We start from the raw sequence: 23038 nt of genomic DNA on the forward strand, positions 1-23038 counted from the left end.
ACCAATAAGGAGAATTCATCATGGCTTACAGCGAAAAAGTTATCGATCATTACGAGAATCCGCGCAACGTCGGCTCCTTCGACAATAGCGACGAAAACGTCGGCAGCGGCATGGTTGGCGCACCGGCGTGCGGCGACGTGATGAAGTTGCAGATTAAAGTCAACAATGAAGGTATCATTGAAGACGCGCGTTTCAAGACCTACGGCTGCGGTTCCGCTATTGCTTCCAGCTCCCTGGTGACCGAGTGGGTGAAAGGGAAATCGCTGGACGAAGCTCAGGCGATCAAAAACACCGATATCGCAGACGAGCTTGAGCTGCCGCCGGTGAAAATTCACTGCTCTATTCTGGCGGAAGACGCGATTAAAGCCGCGATTGCGGATTACAAAAGCAAACGTGAAGCAAAATAATTAAGAGTTGAGGTTTGTTATGTCGATTACTTTAAGCGACAGTGCAGCAGCGCGAGTCAACACCTTTCTGGCCAACCGCGGTAAAGGGTTTGGTCTGCGCCTGGGAGTCAGAACTTCCGGCTGCTCGGGTATGGCTTATGTACTGGAGTTTGTTGACGAGCCGGCGGCAGAAGACACCGTGTTTGAAGACAAAGGCGTGAAGGTCGTGATCGACGGCAAAAGTTTGCAGTTCCTCGACGGCACGCAGCTGGACTTCGTCAAAGAAGGTCTTAACGAAGGGTTTAAGTTCACCAACCCGAACGTGAAAGACGAGTGCGGCTGCGGCGAAAGCTTTAACGTATAATCGCAATGTAATCTAAACCCCACTGCGGACGTCCGTAAGTGGGGTTTGCTTTATCTCGTTAACCCTGAGGTTGCTATGGACTATTTTACCCTCTTCGGGTTACCGGCCAGCTATACCCTTTCGTTAGAACCCCTGGCTGCCCGGTACCAGGAGCTACAGCGCCAGTATCATCCCGATAAGTTCGCCAGCGGCAGCGCGGCCGAACAGCTCGCCGCGGTGCAGCAGTCCGCCACCATTAATCAGGCGTGGCAAACCCTTCGCCATCCGCTGACCCGCGCCGAATATCTCCTTTCACTTCACGGTTTCGATCTCGCCAGCGAGCAGCATACCGTGCGCGATACCGCGTTCCTGATGGAACAGCTGGAACTGCGCGAAGAGCTCGATGAGATAGGCAAGGCGAAAGATGAAGCGCGGCTGGAAAGCTTTATCAAGCGGGTCAAAGCGCAATTTGATACCCGGCATCAGCTGATGGTTGAACAACTGAATAACGAGACGTGGGAGGCGGCGGCGGATACCGTGCGCAAGCTGCGTTTTCTCGATAAACTGCGAAGCAGTGCGGAACAACTCGAAGAAAAACTGCTCGATTTTTAATTTTCGGAAGCAATTATGGCCTTATTACAAATTAGTGAGCCCGGACTGAGCGCCGCGCCGCACCAGCGACGTCTGGCGGCGGGTATCGACCTGGGCACCACCAATTCACTGGTGGCTACCGTGCGTAGCGGCCAGGCCGAAACTCTGCCCGACCATCAGGGGCGCTATTTGCTGCCGTCGGTGGTGAACTATCAGGCTTCGGGTTTGACGGTGGGCTATGACGCGCGACAAAACGCCGCGCTGGATCCGGTCAACACCATCAGCTCCGTCAAACGCATGATGGGCCGCTCTCTGGCCGATATCGAGGCCCGCTATCCACATCTGCCTTATCAGCTGCAGGCCAGCGAAAACGGCCTGCCGATGATTCAGACTACGGGAGGTTTGCTCAATCCGATCCGCGTATCTGCCGACATTCTAAAAGCGCTGGCCGAACGCGCCACCGAGGCGCTGGCGGGCGAGCTCGACGGCGTGGTGATTACCGTGCCGGCCTACTTCGATGATGCTCAGCGGCAGGGAACCAAAGACGCGGCGCGTCTGGCGGGCCTGCACGTGCTGCGTCTGCTGAACGAGCCGACCGCGGCGGCGATAGCCTACGGCCTGGACTCCGGTCAGGAAGGGGTCATCGCGGTTTACGATCTCGGCGGCGGTACTTTTGATATCTCCGTGCTGCGCTTGAGCCGCGGCGTGTTTGAAGTCCTGGCCACCGGCGGCGATTCCGCTCTCGGCGGCGACGATTTCGATCATCTGCTGGCCGATTATCTGCGCGAGCAGGCTGGCCTGAGCGATCGCAGCGATAACCGCCTGCAGCGCGAGCTGCTTGACGCGGCGATCGCGGCGAAAATCGCCCTCAGCGATGCCGAGACGGCGCGGGTGAACGTCGGCGGCTGGCAGGGGGAGGTGACCCGTAGCCAGTTTAATGCGCTGATCGCCCCGCTGGTCAAACGCACCTTGCTGGCCTGCCGTCGCGCGTTGAAAGACGCCGGCGTTGAGGCGCAAGAGGTGCTGGAAGTGGTGATGGTGGGCGGCTCGACCCGCGTGCCGCTGGTGCGCGAACGCGTCGGCGAATTCTTTGGCCGTACGCCGCTGACCTCTATCGACCCGGATAAAGTCGTCGCCATCGGCGCGGCGATTCAGGCGGATATCCTGGTAGGCAATAAGCCGGACAGCGAACTGCTGCTGCTTGATGTCATTCCGCTCTCTCTGGGGCTGGAAACCATGGGTGGCCTGGTGGAAAAGGTTATCCCGCGTAACACCACCATTCCGGTGGCGCGCGCGCAGGAGTTCACTACCTTCAAAGATGGTCAGACGGCGATGTCTATCCACGTTATGCAGGGCGAGCGCGAGCTGGTGCAGGACTGCCGCTCCCTGGCGCGCTTTGCGCTGCGCGGCATTCCGGCATTACCGGCGGGCGGGGCGCATATTCGCGTGACCTTCCAGGTGGATGCCGATGGCCTGCTGAGCGTGACGGCGATGGAGAAATCGACCGGCGTTGAGGCCTCTATCCAGGTGAAACCGTCCTACGGTCTGACCGATGGCGAGATCGCCAGCATGATTAAAGATTCGATGAGCTACGCCGAACAGGATGTCCAGGCGCGTATGCTGGCCGAGCAAAAAGTTGAAGCCGCGCGCGTACTGGAAAGTCTGGTCAGCGCGCTGGCCGCCGACGCCGCGCTGTTAAGCGCCGCAGAGCGTCAGGCTATCGATGACGCCGCGGAGCAAGTGCGCGCCGCAGCGGCAGGCGATGATGCCGATGCAATCAAAGAAGCGATTAAAAATATCGACACACAAACCCAGGAATTTGCCGCACGTCGTATGGATCAATCGGTCCGTATCGCGCTGAAAGGCCAATCCGTGGACGAGGTTTAAAATGCCAAAAATTGTTTTTCTGCCCCACCAGGACCTGTGTCCGGATGGCGTAGTTGTGGAAGCTGAGACCGGTGAGACCATTCTTGATGCAGCGCTGCGTAGCGGTATTGAGATTGAACACGCCTGCGAAAAATCCTGTGCCTGCACCACCTGCCACTGCATCGTGCGTGAAGGCTTTGACTCGCTGGCGGAAAGTACCGAAGATGAAGACGACATGCTGGATAAGGCCTGGGGGCTTGAGCCCGACAGCCGTCTGAGCTGCCAGGCGCGGGTGACTGACGAAGATTTGGTCATCGAAATTCCGCGTTACACCATCAACCACGCACGCGAGCATTAATATGGGACTGAAATGGACCGATAGTCGTGAAATCGGCGAAGCGCTGTACGACGCTTTCCCGGATCTCGACCCGAAAACCGTTCGCTTCACCGATCTGCATCAGTGGATTTGCGATCTGGAAGAGTTTGATGACGATCCGAACGCATCCAATGAAAAAATTCTTGAGGCGATTCTGCTAGTCTGGTTAGACGAAGCAGAATAATTTTCGCGTCATGATTTATCCGGTGGTTTAAGCCGGATGAATCAACGAGCGAAAGAACTTTACGGGCTGCCATACGGCGGCCCGTTTGCTAAGAAGGATAATGATAATGACCGAAGCTATGAAAATTACGCTTACCGCTCAGCCAGCCGATGCGCGCTGGGGAGAAAAAGCATCTTACAGCATTAATAACGACGGCATCGCCCTGCATCTGAACGGCAAAGACGACCTCGGTTTGATTCAGCGCGCGGCGCGAAAAATTGACGGCATGGGCATCAAACATGTCGCGCTTGACGGCGAGGGCTGGGATACCGATCGCGCATGGGCGTTCTGGGCCGGCTATAAAGGCCCGAAAGGCAGCCGCAAAGTGGAGTGGCCGGCCCTCGACGATGCGCAGAAAAGCGAACTGGATAACCGCCTGACCATTATTGACTGGGTCCGCGACACCATCAACGCCCCGGCGGAGGAGCTGGGGCCAGAACAGCTGGCGCAGCGTGCGGTAGACCTGCTGTGCAGCGTGGCCTGCGATAACGTCTCTTATCGCATCACCAAGGGCGAAGATCTGCGCGAACAGAACTACCTGGGCCTCCACACCGTTGGCCGCGGCTCCGAGCGTCCGCCGGTCCTGCTGGCGCTGGACTATAACCCAACCGGCGACAAAGAAGCCCCGGTGTACGCCTGCCTGGTCGGTAAAGGCATCACCTTTGACTCCGGCGGATACAGCATCAAGCAGAGCGCGTTTATGGACTCGATGAAGTCCGATATGGGCGGCGCGGCGACGGTAACCGGCGCGCTGGCGTTCGCCATCACGCGCGGCCTGAACAAGCGCGTGAAGCTGTATCTGTGCTGCGCCGATAACCTGATTAGCGGTAACGCCTTCAAACTGGGCGATATTATTCACTATCGCAACGGCAAAACCGTGGAAATCATGAACACCGATGCGGAAGGTCGCCTGGTGCTGGCGGACGGCCTGATCGATGCTTCGGCGCAAAAGCCGGCGCTGATCATCGATGCCGCCACGCTGACCGGCGCGGCGAAAACCGCGCTGGGCAATGATTATCACGCGCTGTTCAGCTTTGATGATGCGCTGGCGAATCGCCTGCTGGCGAGCGCGCAGGCTGAAAACGAAGCTTTCTGGCGCCTGCCGCTGGCTGAGTTCCACCGCGGCCAGCTGCCGTCCAACTTTGCTGAACTGAACAATACCGGCAGCGCGGCCTATCCGGCCGGCGCCAGCACCGCGGCGGGCTTCCTGTCCCACTTCGTGGAGAATTATCATGAAGGCTGGCTGCATATCGACTGTTCGGCGACCTACCGCAAATCTGCGGTTGAGCAGTGGTCGGCGGGCGCGACCGGCCTCGGCGTGCGCACTATTGCTAATTTGCTGACCGCGGAATAACCCTTTCCCCTGACCCTCCCCCTGATGTTTCAGGGGGAGGTCACGTTCGGCTTTCTCCCGCTTCCTTCGTGGAGAGAGCCGGGGTGAGGGGATTTTCGTTGTGGAACTACTATGTCCGAAACTAAAAATGAGCTAGAAACCCTGCTGGAGAAGGCGGCTACCGAGCCAGGCCATCGTCCGGCGTTTTTCCGTACGCTGCTGGAAGCTACCGTGTGGGTACCCGGAGCCGCCGCTCAGGGCGAGCAGGTCGTTGAAGACAGCGTGCTGGATCTGCAGCACTGGGAAAAAGATGATGGCACATCGGTCATTCCTTTTTTCACCTCGCTGGAAGCGCTGCAGCAGGCCGTTGAGGACGAACAGTCTTTTGTGGTGATGCCGGTGCGCACGCTGTTCGCCATGACCCTCGGCGAAACGCTCTATCTCAATGCCAAACTCGCCACCGGCAAAGAGTTTGCGCCGCGTGAGATTAGCCATCTGCTGGGGGAAGAGGGCAGCCCGCTCAGCACCCAGACCGTGCTTGAAGGTGGAGAGTCGCTGCTGCTGTCTGAGGTTGTCGAGCCGCCCGCGCAGATGGTGGACTCGCTGACCGCGCTGTTTAAGACCCTGAAAACGGTGAAGCGCGCGTTTTTATGCTCTATCAAAGACAGCGCCGATGCGCCAGCCAACCTGCTGATTGGCATTGAAGCGGAAGGCGATATTGAGGAGGTTATTCAGGCGACCGGCAGCGTGGCGACCGATACGCTTCCCGGCGACGAGCCGATTGATATCTGTCAGGTGGTGGAGGGGGAAAAGGGGATTAGCCACTTTATGATCGCCCACATCACGCCGTTTTATGAAAAGCGCTGGGGCAGCTTCCTGCGCGACTTTAAGCACAATCGGATTATTTAACTCAACGGGGGCTCAGGCCCCCGTTGTTCTCTTTACTGCCTACTGCGCCGGTTCAATCGGCAAATCCGTCCGCGCGCCCCATTCGCTCCATGAGCCGTCGTACAGGCTAACGCCGTTAACGCCGAGGGTGGTGAGCGCCAGCACGACGACCGCCGCCGTTACGCCGGAGCCGCAGCTGGCAATAATCGGCCGTTCAAAATCGACGCCCTGACGCGCGAAGATCTCGTTGAGTTCATCGGTGGTTTTGAGTTCGCCGTTAATCACCAGCTCCGTCCACGGTACGTTTAGCGCGCCGGGAATATGCCCGCTGCGCAGTCCCGGTCGCGGCTCTGCCACCTGGCCATTAAAGCGTCCTGCCGGGCGCGCATCGACGATCTGCGCCGATCCTTCGTGGCTGACCAGCAGCACATCGGTCAGGCGCTTGATCGCCAGCGGATCGACCCGGCCGTCAAAATCACCTTCCGGCAGTTCGGGGAGGCCCTGCTCCAGCGGTAGCCCATCGCGGCGCCAGCCCTCCAGCCCACCGGCGACAATCGACACCTTTTCAACGCCGAACGTGCGCAGCATCCACCAGGCGCGCGGTGCGGAGAAGAGATTGCCTTCATCGTATACCACCAGATGCTTATCGCTGCTGACGCCAAGTTCGCGCATGGCGACGGCAAACGCCTCCGCGCGCGGCATCATGTGCGGCAGCGGGCTGGTGTGGTCAGAGAGGGCTTCGATATCGAAAAAGACGGCGCCGGGAATATGGCCTGCCTGATACTCAGCGTTAAGATCGCGCTCTTCCTGTCCCGGGGGGGCCATCCGCGCGTCGATAATCTGGATTTCCGGGTCATCAATATGCTCTGCCAGCCAGTCGGCAGCGACAAAAAACGAGGTAGACATGAGTGCCTCCGTGTCATCAACAATAGAGTGATTGTTGTTGTTTTTTGCGATATCGACAAGGCATTTTCAAGGAGAGGCGGCGGGAATGTGATATTCCCCCGAGCGGCGTCGGGGGAGAGTTGGCTTAAAACACGTTTTGCTGCAGGTAGCGCCAGGCGTACTGCGCGTACAGTTCAGCGCCGCTTTTCATCACCTGCTCGTCGATATTAAAGCAGCCGTGATGGTGCGCGTAGTCGCTGCCTTTCTCTTTATTGCCCGAGCCGAGCAGCGCAAAGGCGCCGGGGATATTTTGCATATAAAAACTAAAATCTTCTCCGCCGGTGGTCGGTTTTTCATTGAAAAGGACGCCATCGCCGAATGCGTCGCGGATAACCGACTGCGCCAGCAGCGCGCTGCGCTCTTCGTTGATCACCGGTAGCGTACCGTAGCAGTAGTCAATCTGAGCGGTCGCCCCATATACCGCGGCGGTATGCTCGGCATAGCGGGTAATGGCCGTTTCCAGGCGCTGGCGCGCTTCCAGGCTGAAGCAGCGCACGGTACCGTCAAGAACGGCGTTCTCGGCAATGACGTTAAAGCGCGTGCCGACATCCATTTTGCCGATGGTGACTACCGCGGACTCCAGCGGGGAGGTTTCTCGCGCCACAATAGCCTGCAGATTCATCACGAAAGCGGAAGCGACCACCGCCGCATCGATGCAGGCCTCCGGCATCGAACCGTGGCCGCCGCGGCCGCGGAAGGTCACTTTCAGCAAATCGGCTGAGGCAAAGGAGGAACCGACGTTGCAGGAGATTTTGCCGGACGGCGTGCCGGACCAGATATGCATCCCGAAAACGTTATCCACGTTATCGATAGCCCCCTGCTGAATCATCGCCTTCGCCCCCTCGGCAATCTCTTCCGCAGGCTGAAAGATCAGCCGGACGTTGCCCGCCAGCTGCTCGCGGACGTCATATAACGCACGGGCGGCGGTCAGCAGCATGGCGGTATGGGCGTCATGGCCGCAGGCGTGCATTTTCCCGGGGGTTTGTGATTTATAGCCGAGCGGATCGTTCAGCTCCAGTACCGGTAACGCATCCATATCGGCGCGCAGAGCCACGGTTTTACCCGGCTTGCCGCCGATGATGTCGGCGATGATTCCGGTGGGATGAGTGCGGCGGTAAGGGATACCGATAGCCTCCAGTTCGGCGGCGACGCGATCCGTGGTGCGCTTCTCCTCCCAGGGTAGTTCCGGATGGGCGTGCAGGTCGCGGCGAAAAGCGATCATCGCCTGTTCTTGTCTGGCGATAATCGCGGTGATGTCAGGGTTAATCATCAATGGCTCCATAATTTGCTAAAAATTCAACGCGCTCAACCGAGCACCGGCGTCAGATAGCCGACCAGAATTCCGGCTAACACCACCGAAACCATGGTGACGGAGACGAATCCGCCGACCAGCATCGGGCCCAGCATATGGTGGGTGAGCATCTGACGCTCTTTTTCGTCATGGGTGAGGGCGTTGATGGCCTCGTTGGTAATAATATAGTCGGCGGGGAAACCGTACAGCGCGGTCAATGAAATGGCGAAAGCCATCGGGCCGCTGACGCCAAGCAGTTTCCCGACCAGCCAGGAGACCACAAACATACCTATCACCGCCGTGGCGATTAACACCACCATCGGGAAAAGCAGGCGCAGCAGCATCTCCGGCGTGGCTTTGTTTAAGGTATCAAAGATAAATAGCATCAATGCCATAATGGCGAAGCCAAAGCCGTTCGCCTTATGCAGCATATGCTTTTCAAGAAAGCCTAACGAGGTAAACACCACGCCAAAAAACAGGCACAGTACGAAGGGGCTGATATTCACTATCGGCTTCGCGAGATCGGCGACAAGCCAGGCCAGACAGCCAACCAGCGCCAGCCGCAGGAATTTAAAGTAGTTGCTGTTGTAGCTAACGGGGATTTTACTGAACAGGCGCGGCATTTTCTCCTCGCCAACGGTGAGCATCGCGTGCTCATCGGCGATGTCATCGGGTCGGTGCTCGCCGCTGCGGTAGCGGGCAAGCAGCGTTTTACCTTCGCGCTGCAGCATGATGGCGGTGAGTGGATATCCGGCAAACCCCTGCATCACGTAAATCAAAATGGCAAAAACCGACAGGTCGACCAGTCCGGCGCTGCTCGCGCCCTGCGACATAATCAGCGATGAGACGATACCGCCGACCAGCGGAGGAATGGTGACCAGCGCGGTGTTGCGGTCGAACAGCGCCAGGCTCACCGCAAAGACCGCCGCCGCGATCCCGGCAATGCCGGCGAGGGAGATGACTACGGTCTTCCACTGCTGCGCCAGCTCTTTTAGCGATAGCAGGGTGCCCATATTGGTGATTAACAGATACATCAGCATTATGGCAACTGGCGTGCCGATTCCGGCCCGGCTGATAATATCTGCCGGGAAAAATGTCCAGTACCCGATTAAAAACAGGACCGCACAGATAAATACGGAGGGAATCCAGGCTTTTGTGCGGGTTGAAACAACGTCGCCGATATAAAGAATTAAAATAATAATCGACAGTGCGACCATCTGAGACATAAATAACTTCCATATTATTAATCCCATATATATTTATATGAGATGGGTTGATGTTGTGTTATCTGGTAAACGCTGGAACGTACAGTCAATACCATCGCCGGCGTAATAATTTATATTTTAAAGGCAATGATATCCCGAACAATAAATAGAAAGCGCACGCCTTGTCAATTTATATGGGCAGAGAGAGTGGGATTTCAGAATAAAAAGTATCGATAGCTGAGGATATTAAAAGTTGATATAAGAAAAATCGTAGCGCGGTATATCCGTTAAATTAATCCACTCCAGCTACCCGTGATCCCTACCAATATTGCTTGCTAGCGCGCTATTGGTAATTCTGCCGCTAACGCATAATAATGTGTTCACTGAAATTATCTGGCCTGCGGGCCGAGGGGTTAGAAGGATGAAACCATTTCGTTTGGCGGCGCTATCTCTGGCGCTACTTACCGCGCTATCGTTGACCGCCTGTGACGACAGCGGCAAACAGCAGGCGGTCGCGTCGGCGCCATCCGCGGCGGCAGATAGCGCGCCCGCGAAGCCGGACAGCGCCCAGCTGGCGGCGCTGGCTGAAAAAAGCAAAGGCAAAGCGTTAACGCTGCTGGATGCTTCTGAAGTTCAGCTCGACGGCGCGTCGACGCTGGTGCTGACCTTCTCAATCCCTCTGCAGCCGGATCAGGATTTCTCCCGCAGCGTGCATCTGGTCGACAAAAAAAGCGGCAAAGTCGATGGGGCCTGGGAGCTGGCGCCTAACCTGAAAGAGCTGCGGCTTCGCCATCTTGAGCCAAAACGCGAGCTGATTGTATCGGTAGATCCAACCCTGGCGGCGCTGAATAAAGCGACCTTTGACAGCAGCTTTGAAAAAACCATTACCACCCGCGATATTGCCCCGAGCATCGGCTTTGCCAGCCGCGGCTCGCTGCTGCCGGGGAAAGTGGTGGCCGGACTGCCGGTGATGGCGCTGAATGTCGATAACATCGACGTCAATTTTTTCCGCATCAAACCTGAATCGCTCTCCGCCTTCGTCAGCCAATGGGAATACCGCAATTCCCTGAGCAACTGGGAGTCGGACGAGCTGCTGAAGATGGCCGATCTGGTCTACACCGGCCGTTTTGACCTTAACCCGGCGCGCAATACGCGCGAAAAACTGCTGCTGCCGCTGGCGGATATCAAGCCGTTGCAGGAGCCGGGCGTCTATATCGCCGTGATGAACCAGGCGGGCCGCTACAGCTATAGCAACGCCGCGACGCTGTTCACCCTCAGCGATATCGGCGTATCCGCGCACCGCTATCACAACCGGCTGGATGTCTTTACCCAGAGCCTGGAAAACGGCGCGGCGCAGTCTGGTATCGATGTGCAGCTGCTGAACGCCAAAGGGCAAACCCTGGCGCAGGCGAAGAGCGACGCTCAGGGGCACGTGACGCTGCAAACGGACAAAGAAGCGGCGCTGCTGCTAGCGCGTAAGGACGGGCAAACCACTCTGCTGGATCTCAAACTTCCGGCGCTGGACCTGGCTGAATTTTCCATCGCCGGCGCGCCGGGCTTCAGCAAGCAGCTATTTATGTTTGGCCCACGGGATCTCTATCGTCCGGGCGAAACGGTTATTCTCAACGCGCTACTGCGCGATAGTGACGGTAAACCGCTCCCCGAGCAGCCGGTGAAGCTGGAAGTCGTGCAGCCGGATGGCCAGGTTATTCGTTCGACGGTCAGCAAACCGGTTAACGGCCTGTATCAGTTGACTTATCCGCTCGATAGCGGCGCGGCGACCGGGATGTGGCACATTCGCGCCAGCACCGGCGACAACCAGCCGCGCGAGTGGGATTTTCACGTTGAAGATTTTATGCCTGAGCGCATGGCGCTGAATCTCACGCCGCAAAATGCCCCGGTTTCGCCGGCTGCGGATGTCAGCTTTGCCGTGAGCGGGGCGTATCTGTACGGCGCGCCGGCCAGCGGCAACCCGCTGCAGGGTAAACTGTTCCTGCGTCCGCTGCGCGATGCGGTGCCTGCGCTGCCGGGCTTCCAGTTTGGCGACATTGCCGAAGAGAACCTTTCCCGCAGCCTGGATGAAGTGCAGACCACCCTGGACGATCGCGGACATGCGGAAGTCACCGCCGCCAGCCAGTGGCAGGAGAGCCGCTCGCCGCTGCAGGTGATCCTGCAGGCCAGCCTGCTGGAATCCGGCGGCAGACCGGTCACGCGCACCGTCAGGCAGCCGATCTGGCCGGCCGAAACGCTGCCGGGTATCCGACCGGAATTTGCCCTGAAAGAGGTTTACGACTATCGCACCGACAGCACTATCAAGCAGCCGGTGGTGGATGAAAACGGCACCGCCGCGTTTGAGATTGTGTATGCCGACGCCAAAGGTGAGAAGAAAGCGGTCTCCGGGCTGCAGGTTCGGTTGATTCGCGAACGCCGCGACTACTACTGGAACTGGTCCGAGAGCGAAGGCTGGCAGTCGCAGTTCGATCAAAAAGATCTTCAGGAAGGCGAGGAGTCGCTGGATATTTCAGCCGGACAAACGGCGAAAGTGAGCTTCCCGGTCGAGTGGGGTTCTTATCGCCTGGAAGTTAAAGGGCCGGATGATGCGGTCAGCAGCGTGCGCTTCTGGGCCGGATACAGCTGGCAGGATAACAGCGATGGCCAGGGGGCGGCGCGTCCGGACCGCGTCACCATGAAGCTGGACAAACCGGCCTATAAACCGGGCGATACGATCAAGCTGCATATCGCCGCTCCGGCAGCCGGTAAAGGCTACGCGCTGGTAGAATCAAGCGAAGGGCCGCTGTGGTGGCAGGAGATTGACGTCCCGGCGGAAGGGATGGAGTTATCGATCCCGGTGGATAAAGCGTGGAATCGTCACGACCTCTACCTCAGCACCCTGGTGATTCGTCCGGGGGATAAATCCCAGTCCGCGACGCCAAAACGGGCGGTGGGTCTGCTGCATCTGCCGCTTGGCGATGAAAATCGCCGTCTGAACCTGACGCTGGAAGCGCCGGATAAAATGCGCCCCAACCAGCCGCTGAAGGTCAACGTTAAGGCCAGCGTCAAAGAAGGCGAGACGCCGAAACAGGTTAACGTGCTGCTCTCCGCCGTCGATAGCGGCGTACTCAATATCACCGACTATGCAACGCCGGATCCGTGGAACGCCTTCTTTGGCCAGAAACGCTACGGCGCCGATATTTACGATATCTATGGTCAGGTGATCGAAGGGCAGGGGAGACTCGCCAGCCTGCGCTTCGGCGGCGACGGTGATGAACTCAAACGCGGCGGCAAACCGCCGGTTAATCACGTGACGATTATCGCTCAGCAGGCGCAGCCGGTGGTGCTGGATGAGAAAGGCGAAGGGACGGTGACTTTGCCGATTGGCGACTTTAACGGCGAACTGCGGGTTATGGCCCAGGCGTGGAGCGCAGAGGATTTTGGCAGCAGCGAAGGAAAAACGATCGTGGCGGCGCCGGTTATTGCCGAGCTGAATATGCCGCGCTTCCTCGCCAGCGGAGATACCACTCGCCTGGCGCTGGATCTCAGCAATCTGACCGATAAGCCGCAGACCCTCAACGTTGCGCTGGCCGCCAGCGGTCTGCTGCAGCTTGAAGGGGGAGAAATACCGCCGGTGCATCTGGCTCCCGGCGCGCGCAGCACCCTGTTTGTGCCGGTTCGCGCGCAGCAAGGCTTTGGCGATGGTCAGGTGAATGCCACCATCAGCGGCCTGAACCTGCCGGGTGAAACCTTCGCGCCGATGCAGAAGCAGTGGCAGCTGGGCGTGCGTCCGGCTTTCCCGGCGCAAACCGTGAATTCCGGCTCTGTCCTCCAGCCGGGTGAAAGCTGGCAGGCTCCGGCGGCGCAAAGCGAGGGCTTCTCGCCGGCCACGTTGCAGGGGCAGCTGGTGTTCAGCGGTAAGCCGCCGCTGAACCTGGCGCGCTATATACGCGACCTGAAAGCCTATCCTTACGGCTGCCTGGAGCAGACCACCAGCGGGCTGTTCCCGTCGCTCTATACCAACGCCGCCCAGCTTAAAGCCCTGGGGATCGGCGGCGATAGCGATGAAAAGCGACGCGCGGCGGTGGATATCGGCATTTCTCGTCTGCTGCAGATGCAGCGCGATGATGGCGGTTTCGCCCTGTGGGATAAAGAAGGGCCGGAGGAGTACTGGTTGAGCGCCTACGCGATGGACTTCCTCGTCCGGGCGGGCGAGCAGGGCTACAGCGTACCAACGAACGCCGTCAATAACGGCAACCAGCGCCTGCTGCGTTATTTACAGGAGCCGGGGCTGATGACCGTCCGCTATAGCGATGATGCCCAGGCCAGCCGCTTTGCCGCTCAGGCCTACGCCGCGCTGGTACTGGCCCGGCAGCAGAAAGCGCCGCTCGGCGCGCTGCGCGAAGTCTGGAGCCGTCATGACCAGGCGCGTTCCGGTCTGCCGCTGCTGCAGCTGGGCGTGGCCCTGAAATTGATGGGCGATGCGCCGCGCGGCGACGAAGCCCTGAAGCTGGCGCTGACGACGCCGCGGCAGGACGCGAACCGCTGGCTCGGCGATTACGGCAGCGAGCTGCGCGATGATGCGCTGAAGCTGGCGCTGCTGGAGGAGAACAAACTGCTGCCGGAAGCGCAAAATACGCTGCTCAGCCATCTGGCGGACGAAGCCTACGGCCAGCGCTGGCTCTCGACGCAGGAGAGTAACGCCCTGTTCCTGGCCGGGCGTACGCTGCAGGATCTCCCCGGCAGCTGGCAGGCGCAAACCTCCGTGCAGGCCGAACCGCTCTCCGGCGAGAAAGCGCAAACCCGCAACCTGACCGGTGACCAGCTGGCGGCCCTGCAGGTGACCAATACCGGCCAGCAGCCGCTGTGGCTCCGTCTCGACAGCAGCGGCTATCCGCAGAACGCGCCGCAGCCGGGGGGCAACGTACTCGGCATTGAACGGCAAATTTTCGATACCCAGGGCCAGCAGAAATCGCTCTCTTCGCTGCGCAGCGGCGAACTGGTGCTGGTGAAGCTGGAAGTGACGGCTAAGCGTAACGTCCCGGACGCGCTGGTGGTGGATTTACTCCCGGCGGGGCTGGAGCTGGAAAACCAGAATCTGGCCAACAGCAGCGCCAGCCTGCAGGAGAACGGCGAGGTGGTGCAGAATCTGCTTAACCAGATGCAGCAGGCCGATATTCAGCACATTGAGTTTCGCGACGATCGCTTCGTCGCCGCGGTGGCTATCAATGAAGGCCAGCCGGTGACGCTGGTTTATCTGGCGCGCGCGGTGACGCCGGGCACCTATCAGGTACCGCAGCCGCAGGTCGAGTCAATGTACGTGCCGCAGTGGCGGGCAACCGGCGCGGCCAGCGGACCGCTCACCGTTGCACCCTAAATGCGGGCACTGAAGCGCATTAAACGCCGCTGGCGCTGGCTGGCGGCGTTTATTTTTTTGCTGTGGCTGCTGCTGCTGGCCGCCGATCGCCTGTGGCCGCTGCCGCTGCGCGAGGTGACGCCTGCCAGAGTGGTGGTGGCGGAAGACGGGACGCCGCTGTGGCGTTTCGCCGACGCGCAGGGCGTCTGGCGCTATCCGGTGACCCTGGCTGACGTTTCGCCGCGCTATTTACAGGCGCTGATCCAGTATGAAGATCGCTGGTTCTGGGATCACCCCGGCGTTAATCCGTTCTCGATCGTTCGAGCCGCCTGGCAGGATCTCACTTCCGGGCGGGTGATCTCCGGGGGCAGCACCCTGACCATGCAGGTGGCGCGCCTGCTCGATCCGCATCCCCGAACCTTCGGCGGCAAGCTGCGTCAGCTATGGCGCGCGCTGCAGCTGGAGTGGCATCTGTCAAAAAGCGAGATCCTCACGCTCTACCTCAACCGGGCGCCGTTCGGCGGTACGCTGCAGGGGATAGGCGCAGCCAGCTGGGCCCATCTCGGTAAACCGCCCGCGCAGCTCAGCTATGGCGAAGCGGCGCTGCTGGCGGTACTGCCGCAGGCGCCGAGCAGGCTGCGTCCGGATCGCTGGCCGGAGCGAGCGCAGGCGGCGCGCGATAAAGTGCTGCTGCGGATGGAAAATCAGGGCGTGTGGCCATCGCTGCCGGTACGAGAAGCTATCGAAGAGCCCGTCTGGCTCTTTCCGCGGCAGATGCCGCAGCTGGCGCCGCTTTTTGCCCGCCGCGCGCTGGCGAGCAGCCGCGCAGAGAAGGTGGTAACGACGCTGGATGCCGGACTGCAGCGGCAGCTGGAAGACCTGGCGCTGAACTGGAAATCGCGTCTGCCGCCGCGCAGCTCTTTAGCCATGATCGTGGTTGACCATACCAATATGAAGGTGCGCGGTTGGGTAGGGTCGGTGGATATCAACGATGATAGCCGCTTTGGTCATATTGATATGGTCTCGGCGATCCGCTCCCCGGGCTCGGTTCTGAAGCCGTTTGTTTATGGTATGGCGCTGGATGAGGGGCTGATCCATCCGGCTTCGTTGTTACAGGATGTGCCGCGACGGTTTAGCGACTACCGGCCGGGGAATTTTGACAGCGGTTTTCACGGGCCGGTGAGCGCCAGCGACGCGCTGGTTCGCTCGCTGAACCTTCCGGCAGTGCAGGTGCTGGAGGCCTACGGGCCGAAGCGTTTTGCCGCCAGGCTACGCAATGCCGGATTGCCGCTGATGCTGCCCGCCGGCGCGGAGCCGAATCTGTCGCTGATCCTCGGCGGAGGCGGCGCGCGTCTGGCGGATATCGTGGCGGCGTACAGCGCGTTCGCCCGCCATGGTAAGGCGGGACAATTGCGCATCACGCCAGACTCACCGCTGGTTGAGAGGCCGCTGCTGTCGCCGGGCGCCGCGTGGATCGTGCGGCGCATACTGGCCGGCGAAGCGCAGCCGGTGCCCGATGCGTCGCTGGTGCAGGTGGTGCCGCTGGCGTGGAAAACCGGAACCAGCTACGGCTACCGCGATGCCTGGGCGATCGGCGTGAACGCCCGCTATCTGATAGGTATCTGGACCGGACGACCCGACGGCACGCCGGTCGTCGGGCAGTTTGGCTTCGCCAGCGCGGTGCCGCTGCTGAACCAGGTGAATAATATGCTGCTGGCGCGCCCGGCGATGAGCCGCGGCGGATTGCCGGCCGACCCTCGCCCTTCGTCGGTCAGCTCCGGGACGGTTTGCTGGCCCGGCGGGCAGAATTTACCCGCGGGCGACGCGAACTGCCGCCGACGGCTGGCCACCTGGCTGCTCGATGAGAGCCAGCCGCCGACCCTGCTGCTGCCCGGCCAGGAAGGTATTCGCGGGATTCGCTTCCCGGTGTGGCTGAATGAGAAAGGTCTGCGGGTGGCGGCAGATTGCCCCGGCGCGGTAGAGAAAAGCCTCGACGTCTGGCCGCTGCCGCTTGAACCCTGGCTACCCGCAGGCGAACGGCGTCGCGTCAGGCTGCCTGCGGTTTCGGCGGCGTGTCCGCCGGTGCAAACCGCGGATGCCGCTCCGCTGGTGCTCTCCGGTCTTCGTGAAGGCGCGGTGGTTAAACGGCTGCCCGGCGAGCAAAAGGTGATGCTGCCGCTGCAAACGACCGGCGGGGAGGGGCGCCGCTGGTGGTTTCTTAACGGTGAGCCTCTGCAGGTGGAAGGCGCCGGCGCGACCCTTAACATCGATCGCCCTGACCGTTATCAGCTGGTAGTGATGGACGAGGTGGGGCAAATTGTTGCCGCGAACTTCACCGTGCAATAAACGTAACGTGCCTTAATTGGCGGGATTTGTTGTTTAAGGTCGCTTTTTTTTAAAAAAATGTTACCTAAACACATAGGCAATCGCCTTAGATGATGATTATAATTCGCGCCGTATTTATCGGTCTCATCTGCTCATCTGCAAAACAGAACAACATATATAAAGAGGTTATCATGGCTATTGAACGTACTTTTTCCATCATCAAACCAAACGCGGTGGCAAAAAACGTTATTGGCGGCATCTTTTCTCGCTTTGAAGCTGCAGGGTTCAAAATTGTTGGCACCAAAATGCTGCATCTGACCGTTGAGCAGGCTCGCGGCTTCTATGCTGAGCACGAAGGTCGCCCGTTCTTTGACGGTCTGGTTGAATTCATGACTTCCGGCCCGATCGTGGTTTCCGTGCTGGAAGGCGAAAATGCGGTTCAGCGTCATCGCGACCTGCTGGGCGCAACCAACCCGGCGAACGCGCTGGCGGGTACCCTGCGCGCAGACTACGCTGACAGCTTCACCGAGAACGGCACCCACGGTTCCGATTCCGTTGAATCCGCTGCGCGCGAGATCGCGTTTTTCTTTGCTGAAGGCGAGGTTTGCCCGCGCACCCGCTAATCTCCCGCGTCTTTCACGCCACCGCTTTGTTGGCTTCATTCGCGCACCCCGGTCACATAGTTATCTATGCTCCCGGGATTTGCGAATTCGCCGCCTCGCCGTGACGTAAAATACTTTGGAGATACCATCCTCGTCGCCTTTTCGACCGTCGCGGTGTTGGCTGCGCGCGTTCACCCCGGTCACGAGGAGCTGCCTGGCAGTTACAGATTTTTTCATCATTGCTGCGTGCAGACGTAGTATTGATGGGCCAGAATTTGTAGAATACAGCGCCCCGGCTGAGCAGTCGCTCCCGGGGCGTTTCTTTTTAACCCTCCAGGGGCCATAACGTGTAATAACGAGGCCGGAATCAATTATGTCTGAACAAATAGTCACACCTGATAGCGCCGCACTGACGGTGCCGAACAAAGATGCCAAAATCAACCTGCTGGATCTGAATCGTCAGCAGATGCGCGAGTTTTTCAAAAACATGGGCGAAAAGCCTTTCCGCGCCGATCAGGTGATGAAATGGATGTATCACTACTGCTGCGATAACTTTGACGAGATGACCGACATCAACAAAGTTCTGCGCGGCAAATTAAAGGAAGTCGCGGAAATCCGCGCCCCGGAAGTCGTTGAAGAGCAGCGCTCCAGCGACGGCACCATCAAATGGGCGATTGCCGTTGGCGATCAGCGCGTCGAAACCGTGTATATCCCGGAAGACGATCGCGCCACCCTGTGCGTTTCTTCTCAGGTGGGCTGTGCGCTGGAGTGTAAATTCTGCTCTACGGCCCAGCAGGGCTTTAACCGCAACCTGCGGGTTTCGGAAATTATCGGCCAGGTCTGGCGCGCGGCGAAAATCGTCGGCGCGGTGAAGACCACCGGCGTACGTCCGATTACCAACGTGGTGATGATGGGGATGGGCGAGCCGCTGCTGAACCTGACTAACGTGGTGCCGGCCATGGAGATCATGCTCGACGACTTCGGTTTTGGTCTCTCAAAACGTCGCGTCACGCTCTCCACTTCCGGCGTGGTGCCGGCGCTCGATAAGCTTGGCGATATGATTGACGTCGCGCTGGCCATCTCTCTGCACGCGCCGAACGATGCCATTCGTGATGAAATCGTGCCGATCAACAAGAAATACAATATTGAGACCTTCCTGAACTCGGTGCGTGGCTATATTTCGAAGTCCAACGCCAACCAGGGACGCGTCACTATCGAATACGTCATGCTGGATCACGTCAACGACGGCACCGAGCATGCGCACGAGCTGGCCGCGCTGCTGAAAGATACGCCGTGCAAGATCAACCTGATCCCATGGAACCCCTTCCCGGGCGCGCCGTATGGCCGTAGCTCCAACAGCCGTATCGACCGTTTCTCCAAGGTGTTAATGGAGTATGGTTTCACCACGATCGTGCGTAAAACCCGCGGCGACGATATTGATGCCGCCTGCGGTCAGCTGGCCGGCGACGTTATCGACCGTACCAAGCGTACGCTGCGTAAACGTATGCAGGGCGAAGCCATCGACGTGAAGGCGGTCTGATAATCAATGATGCAGCGCACAGCCCTGGCGGTGCGCTGCATATTTATGTGGAATCGCCGGGCGAAATACGCTGTTGTGGTTAATAATTACGGTGCGTTTTTGTCGACTTTGAGGCAGTATGTAGCGGTACAACAACCGCTTAGCATTCAATATTGATAAGTCTCTGTGATACCAGGTCATACGGACTTATACTGTTTGTCTGACGTTGAGCAGATGTCTCGCGGCGCGGGGTCACCGGCGCTGAATTTTAAATTTCACGTACCAGTAGTTGTAGCGAATGAATACTGAAGCCACTCAAGACCATCAAGAAGCAAACACCACGGGCGCGCGTCTGCGTAATGCCCGCGAACAACTCGGGCTCAGCCAGCAGGCGGTGGCTGAACGCTTATGCCTGAAGGTTTCCACGGTTCGTGATATTGAAGACGATAAGGCACCCGCCGATCTTGCTTCAACCTTCCTGCGCGGCTATATCCGCTCTTATGCCCGCCTTGTGCACATTCCTGAAGAAGAGCTGCTGCCGATGATGGCCAAGCAGGCTCCGATCCGGGCGGCGAAAGTTGCCCCCATGCAGAGCTTCTCGCTGGGTAAACGCCGTAAAAAGCGCGACGGCTGGCTAATGAGCTTTACCTGGCTGGTGCTGTTCGTGGTGATTGGCCTCAGCGGCGCCTGGTGGTGGCAGGACCACAAAGCGCAGCAGGACGAGATCTCCACGATGGCCGATCAATCCTCCGCCGAACTGAATGCGGGCGATAGCAACAGCCAAAGCATCCCTCTGGATAATCAATCGGCGAATTCTGCACCGGATACCGCCGCCAACAGCGCGCCTGTAGAAACGTCTCCGGCGCCAGCGGCGTCGACTCCGGCCCCGGCTCCGGCCGAGAATAACGCCGTTGTCGCGCCTTCTCAGGCCAACGTCGATACGGCGGCAGCGCCGGCAACTTCGCCGTTACCGACCGACCAGGCAAACGTGACCGCTGCGGCGGCCTCCGCCCAGGATCTGGTGCTGAATTTTACCGCCGACTGCTGGCTGGAAGTGAGCGATGCGACCGGTAAAAAGCTGTTCAGCGGTTTACAGCGTAAAGGCGGTAACCTCAATCTGAGCGGCCAGGCGCCTTATAAGCTGAAAATCGGTGCCCCGGCGGCGGTACAGATACAGTATCTGGGTAAACCAGTCGATTTGAGTCGTTTTATCAGAACTAACCAGGTTGCACGTCTGACCCTCAATGCCGAACAATCACCGGCGCAGTAACAGACGGGTAACGCGGGAGATTTTTCATGCATAACCAGGCTCCGATTCAACGTAGAAAGTCAAAGCGAATTTACGTTGGGAATGTGCCGATTGGCGATGGCGCTCCCATCGCCGTACAGTCGATGACAAACACGCGCACCACCGATGTGGCGGCGACGGTAAATCAAATTAAAGCCCTTGAGCGCGTTGGCGCGGATATCGTGCGCGTTTCGGTACCAACGATGGACGCGGCGGAAGCGTTCAAGCTTATCAAACAGCAGGTTAGCGTACCGCTGGTTGCCGATATCCACTTCGATTACCGCATTGCCCTGAAGGTAGCGGAATACGGCGTTGATTGCCTGCGCATTAACCCGGGCAATATCGGCAACGAAGAGCGTATCCGCATGGTGGTGGACTGCGCTCGCGATAAAAACATCCCTATCCGTATCGGGGTGAACGCCGGCTCTCTGGAAAAAGATCTCCAGGAAAAATACGGTGAACCCACCCCGCAGGCGCTGCTGGAATCGGCAATGCGCCATGTCGATCACCTCGATCGTCTCAACTTCGATCAGTTTAAAGTCAGCGTGAAAGCTTCCGATGTGTTCCTGGCGGTTGAATCCTACCGCCTGCTGGCGAAACAGATCGATCAGCCTCTGCACCTCGGGATCACCGAAGCGGGCGGGGCGCGCAGCGGCGCGGTGAAGTCCGCGATCGGCCTCGGCCTGCTTCTGTCTGAAGGGATCGGCGATACGCTGCGCGTCTCCCTGGCGGCGGATCCGGTTGAAGAGATCAAAGTGGGCTTCGATATTCTCAAGTCGCTGCGCATTCGCTCTCGCGGGATCAACTTCATTGCCTGTCCGACATGTTCACGTCAGGAGTTTGACGTTATCGGTACCGTTAACGCGCTGGAGCAGCGGCTGGAAGATATCATTACGCCGATGGATATTTCGATCATTGGCTGCGTGGTAAACGGTCCCGGCGAGGCGCTGGTTTCCACCCTCGGCGTGACCGGCGGCAACAAGAAAAGCGGCCTGTACGAAGACGGCGTACGTAAAGACAGACTGGATAACGACGATATGATCGATCAGCTGGAAGCGCGTATTCGCGCTAAAGCATCGATGCTTGATGAGGCGCGTCGCATCGATATTCAGCAGGTTGAAGCGAAATAACGTGTTGGGAAGCGATACGCTTCCCGTGTATGATTGAACCTGCGGGCGCGAGGCGCCGGGGTTCATTTTTGTATATATAAAGAGAATAAACGTGGCAAAGAACATTCAAGCCATCCGTGGCATGAACGATTATCTGCCGGGCGAAACCGCTCTCTGGCAGCGCATTGAAGGCTCACTGAAGCAGGTGCTTGGTAGCTACGGTTACAGCGAAATCCGTTTGCCGATTGTAGAGCAGACCCCGTTATTCAAACGCGCTATCGGCGAAGTGACCGACGTGGTTGAAAAAGAGATGTACACCTTTGAGGACCGTAACGGCGATAGCCTGACTCTGCGTCCGGAAGGTACCGCTGGCTGCGTACGCGCCGGCATCGAACATGGTCTCCTGTACAATCAAGAACAGCGCCTGTGGTATATCGGGCCGATGTTCCGCCACGAACGTCCGCAAAAAGGGCGTTATCGCCAGTTCCACCAGATTGGCGCGGAAGCGTTCGGTCTGCAGGGGCCGGATATTGATGCCGAGCTGATTATGCTGACCGCCCGCTGGTGGCGCGAGCTGGGCATCTCCAGCCACGTTGCGCTGGAGCTGAACTCTATCGGTTCGCTGGAGGCTCGCGCTAACTATCGCGACGCGCTGGTGGCCTATCTTGAGCAGTATAAAGATAAGCTGGACGAAGACTGCAAACGCCGCATGTACACTAACCCGCTGCGCGTGCTGGATTCTAAAAACCCGGACGTCCAGGCGCTGCTGAACGACGCCCCGACGCTGGGCGACTATCTTGATGAAGAGTCCAAAGCGCATTTTGCGGGACTTTGCGCGCTGCTGGATGATGCCGGTATCCGCTATACCGTGAATCAGCGTCTGGTGCGCGGTCTCGACTATTACAACCGCACCGTGTTTGAGTGGGTCACCACCAGCCTCGGTTCCCAGGGCACCGTCTGCGCCGGCGGCCGTTACGATGGTCTGGTTGAGCAGCTTGGCGGTCGCGCAACCCCTGGCGTCGGCTTTGCGATGGGGCTGGAACGTCTTGTTTTACTGGTTCAGGCAGTGAATCCGGAATTTAAAGCCGATCCTGTTGTCGATATATACCTGGTAGCCTCCGGAACTGACACCCAGTCCGCAGCAATGCGTCTGGCTGAACAGGTACGCGATGCGTTACCCGGCGTTAAGCTGATGACCAACCACGGCGGCGGCAACTTTAAGAAGCAGTTTGCGCGCGCTGATAAATGGGGCGCTCGCGTTGCGCTGGTGCTGGGCGAGTCAGAAATCGCTGACGGAAACGTGGTAGTGAAAGATTTACGCTCAGGAGAGCAAACTACCGTAACGCAGGATAGCGTTGCCGCGCATTTGCGCACACTTCTGGGTTAATCTCCCGGGAATCA

18 protein-coding genes are annotated in these 23038 nt (G+C 58.8%); 15 read left to right on the forward strand and 3 right to left on the reverse strand.

Going from position 1 to position 23038, the window contains the following annotated elements:
• Positions 1-20: 20 nt before the first annotated feature.
• The 8 genes from iscU (at position 21) to sseB (ending at position 6027) form a co-directional block, all read left to right on the forward strand.
• Positions 21-407, forward strand: coding sequence for a Fe-S cluster assembly scaffold IscU (gene iscU / locus ACESQ2_RS20205; RefSeq protein WP_002913991.1), 387 nt, complete (start codon positions 21-23; stop codon positions 405-407).
• Positions 408-426: 19 nt separating this feature from the next.
• Positions 427-750: an iron-sulfur cluster assembly protein IscA gene (gene iscA, locus ACESQ2_RS20210; RefSeq protein ID WP_004104506.1), complete on the forward strand. Its 324-nt coding sequence runs from the start codon at positions 427-429 to the stop codon at positions 748-750.
• Positions 751-825: 75 nt separating this feature from the next.
• Entirely contained in the window at positions 826-1341 is a 516-nt protein-coding gene (gene hscB, locus ACESQ2_RS20215) for a co-chaperone HscB (protein ID WP_004104505.1), read from the forward strand.
• Positions 1342-1356: 15 nt separating this feature from the next.
• Positions 1357-3207, forward strand: a complete 1851-nt coding sequence (hscA, locus tag ACESQ2_RS20220; RefSeq protein ID WP_049069716.1) for a Fe-S protein assembly chaperone HscA — start codon at positions 1357-1359, stop codon at positions 3205-3207.
• A gap of 1 nt (position 3208) precedes the next feature.
• Positions 3209-3544 (forward strand): ISC system 2Fe-2S type ferredoxin, encoded by a 336-nt coding sequence (gene fdx / locus ACESQ2_RS20225; RefSeq protein ID WP_004104503.1) that lies wholly within the window; start codon positions 3209-3211, stop codon positions 3542-3544.
• Between the two features lies 1 nt (position 3545).
• Entirely contained in the window at positions 3546-3746 is a 201-nt protein-coding gene (gene iscX / locus ACESQ2_RS20230) for a Fe-S cluster assembly protein IscX (protein WP_004104502.1), read from the forward strand.
• A 106-nt stretch (positions 3747-3852) separates the two neighbouring features.
• On the forward strand, positions 3853-5139 hold the full coding sequence (gene pepB, locus ACESQ2_RS20235) for an aminopeptidase PepB (protein ID WP_014230371.1): 1287 nt from the start codon (positions 3853-3855) through the stop codon (positions 5137-5139).
• A 111-nt stretch (positions 5140-5250) separates the two neighbouring features.
• A complete protein-coding gene (gene sseB / locus ACESQ2_RS20240) occupies positions 5251-6027 on the forward strand; it encodes an enhanced serine sensitivity protein SseB (protein ID WP_048260591.1) in 777 nt (258 codons plus the stop codon).
• Positions 6028-6066: 39 nt separating this feature from the next.
• Here the strand turns inward: sseB and sseA are convergent, their stop codons facing one another.
• From sseA to ACESQ2_RS20255, 3 genes are all read right to left on the reverse strand, one after another.
• Positions 6067-6912, reverse strand: a complete 846-nt coding sequence (gene sseA, locus ACESQ2_RS20245; protein ID WP_014230369.1) for a 3-mercaptopyruvate sulfurtransferase — start codon at positions 6910-6912, stop codon at positions 6067-6069.
• Between the two features lie 124 nt (positions 6913-7036).
• A complete protein-coding gene (locus ACESQ2_RS20250; RefSeq protein WP_224260670.1) occupies positions 7037-8221 on the reverse strand; it encodes a M20 family metallopeptidase in 1185 nt (394 codons plus the stop codon).
• Positions 8222-8256: 35 nt separating this feature from the next.
• Complete coding sequence (locus ACESQ2_RS20255; protein WP_224260669.1) at positions 8257-9468, reverse strand: hypothetical protein; 1212 nt, start codon at positions 9466-9468, stop codon at positions 8257-8259.
• A 400-nt stretch (positions 9469-9868) separates the two neighbouring features.
• On the opposite strand from ACESQ2_RS20255, the gene ACESQ2_RS20260 reads away from it, so the two are divergent.
• From ACESQ2_RS20260 to hisS, 7 genes are all read left to right on the forward strand, one after another.
• A complete protein-coding gene (locus ACESQ2_RS20260) occupies positions 9869-14815 on the forward strand; it encodes an alpha-2-macroglobulin (protein ID WP_373171165.1) in 4947 nt (1648 codons plus the stop codon).
• Complete coding sequence (pbpC, locus tag ACESQ2_RS20265; protein ID WP_373171167.1) at positions 14816-17140, forward strand: peptidoglycan glycosyltransferase PbpC; 2325 nt, start codon at positions 14816-14818, stop codon at positions 17138-17140.
• A 170-nt stretch (positions 17141-17310) separates the two neighbouring features.
• Positions 17311-17742: a nucleoside-diphosphate kinase gene (gene ndk / locus ACESQ2_RS20270; protein WP_004114414.1), complete on the forward strand. Its 432-nt coding sequence runs from the start codon at positions 17311-17313 to the stop codon at positions 17740-17742.
• 352 nt (positions 17743-18094) lie between these two features.
• Positions 18095-19261 carry a bifunctional tRNA (adenosine(37)-C2)-methyltransferase TrmG/ribosomal RNA large subunit methyltransferase RlmN gene (locus ACESQ2_RS20275; RefSeq protein WP_224260666.1) on the forward strand — a complete coding sequence of 389 codons (1167 nt, stop codon included), beginning with the start codon at positions 18095-18097 and terminating at the stop codon, positions 19259-19261.
• A gap of 277 nt (positions 19262-19538) precedes the next feature.
• Complete coding sequence (rodZ, locus tag ACESQ2_RS20280; RefSeq protein ID WP_025106603.1) at positions 19539-20510, forward strand: cytoskeleton protein RodZ; 972 nt, start codon at positions 19539-19541, stop codon at positions 20508-20510.
• 26 nt (positions 20511-20536) lie between these two features.
• Entirely contained in the window at positions 20537-21658 is a 1122-nt protein-coding gene (gene ispG, locus ACESQ2_RS20285; protein WP_004104485.1) for a flavodoxin-dependent (E)-4-hydroxy-3-methylbut-2-enyl-diphosphate synthase, read from the forward strand.
• Between the two features lie 91 nt (positions 21659-21749).
• Entirely contained in the window at positions 21750-23024 is a 1275-nt protein-coding gene (gene hisS, locus ACESQ2_RS20290) for a histidine--tRNA ligase (RefSeq protein ID WP_025106604.1), read from the forward strand.
• Positions 23025-23038: the final 14 nt, after the last annotated feature.

The organism is Klebsiella sp. Q11 (genome assembly GCF_964241505.1).
Classification (GTDB): Bacteria; Pseudomonadota; Gammaproteobacteria; order Enterobacterales; family Enterobacteriaceae; genus Klebsiella; species Klebsiella michiganensis.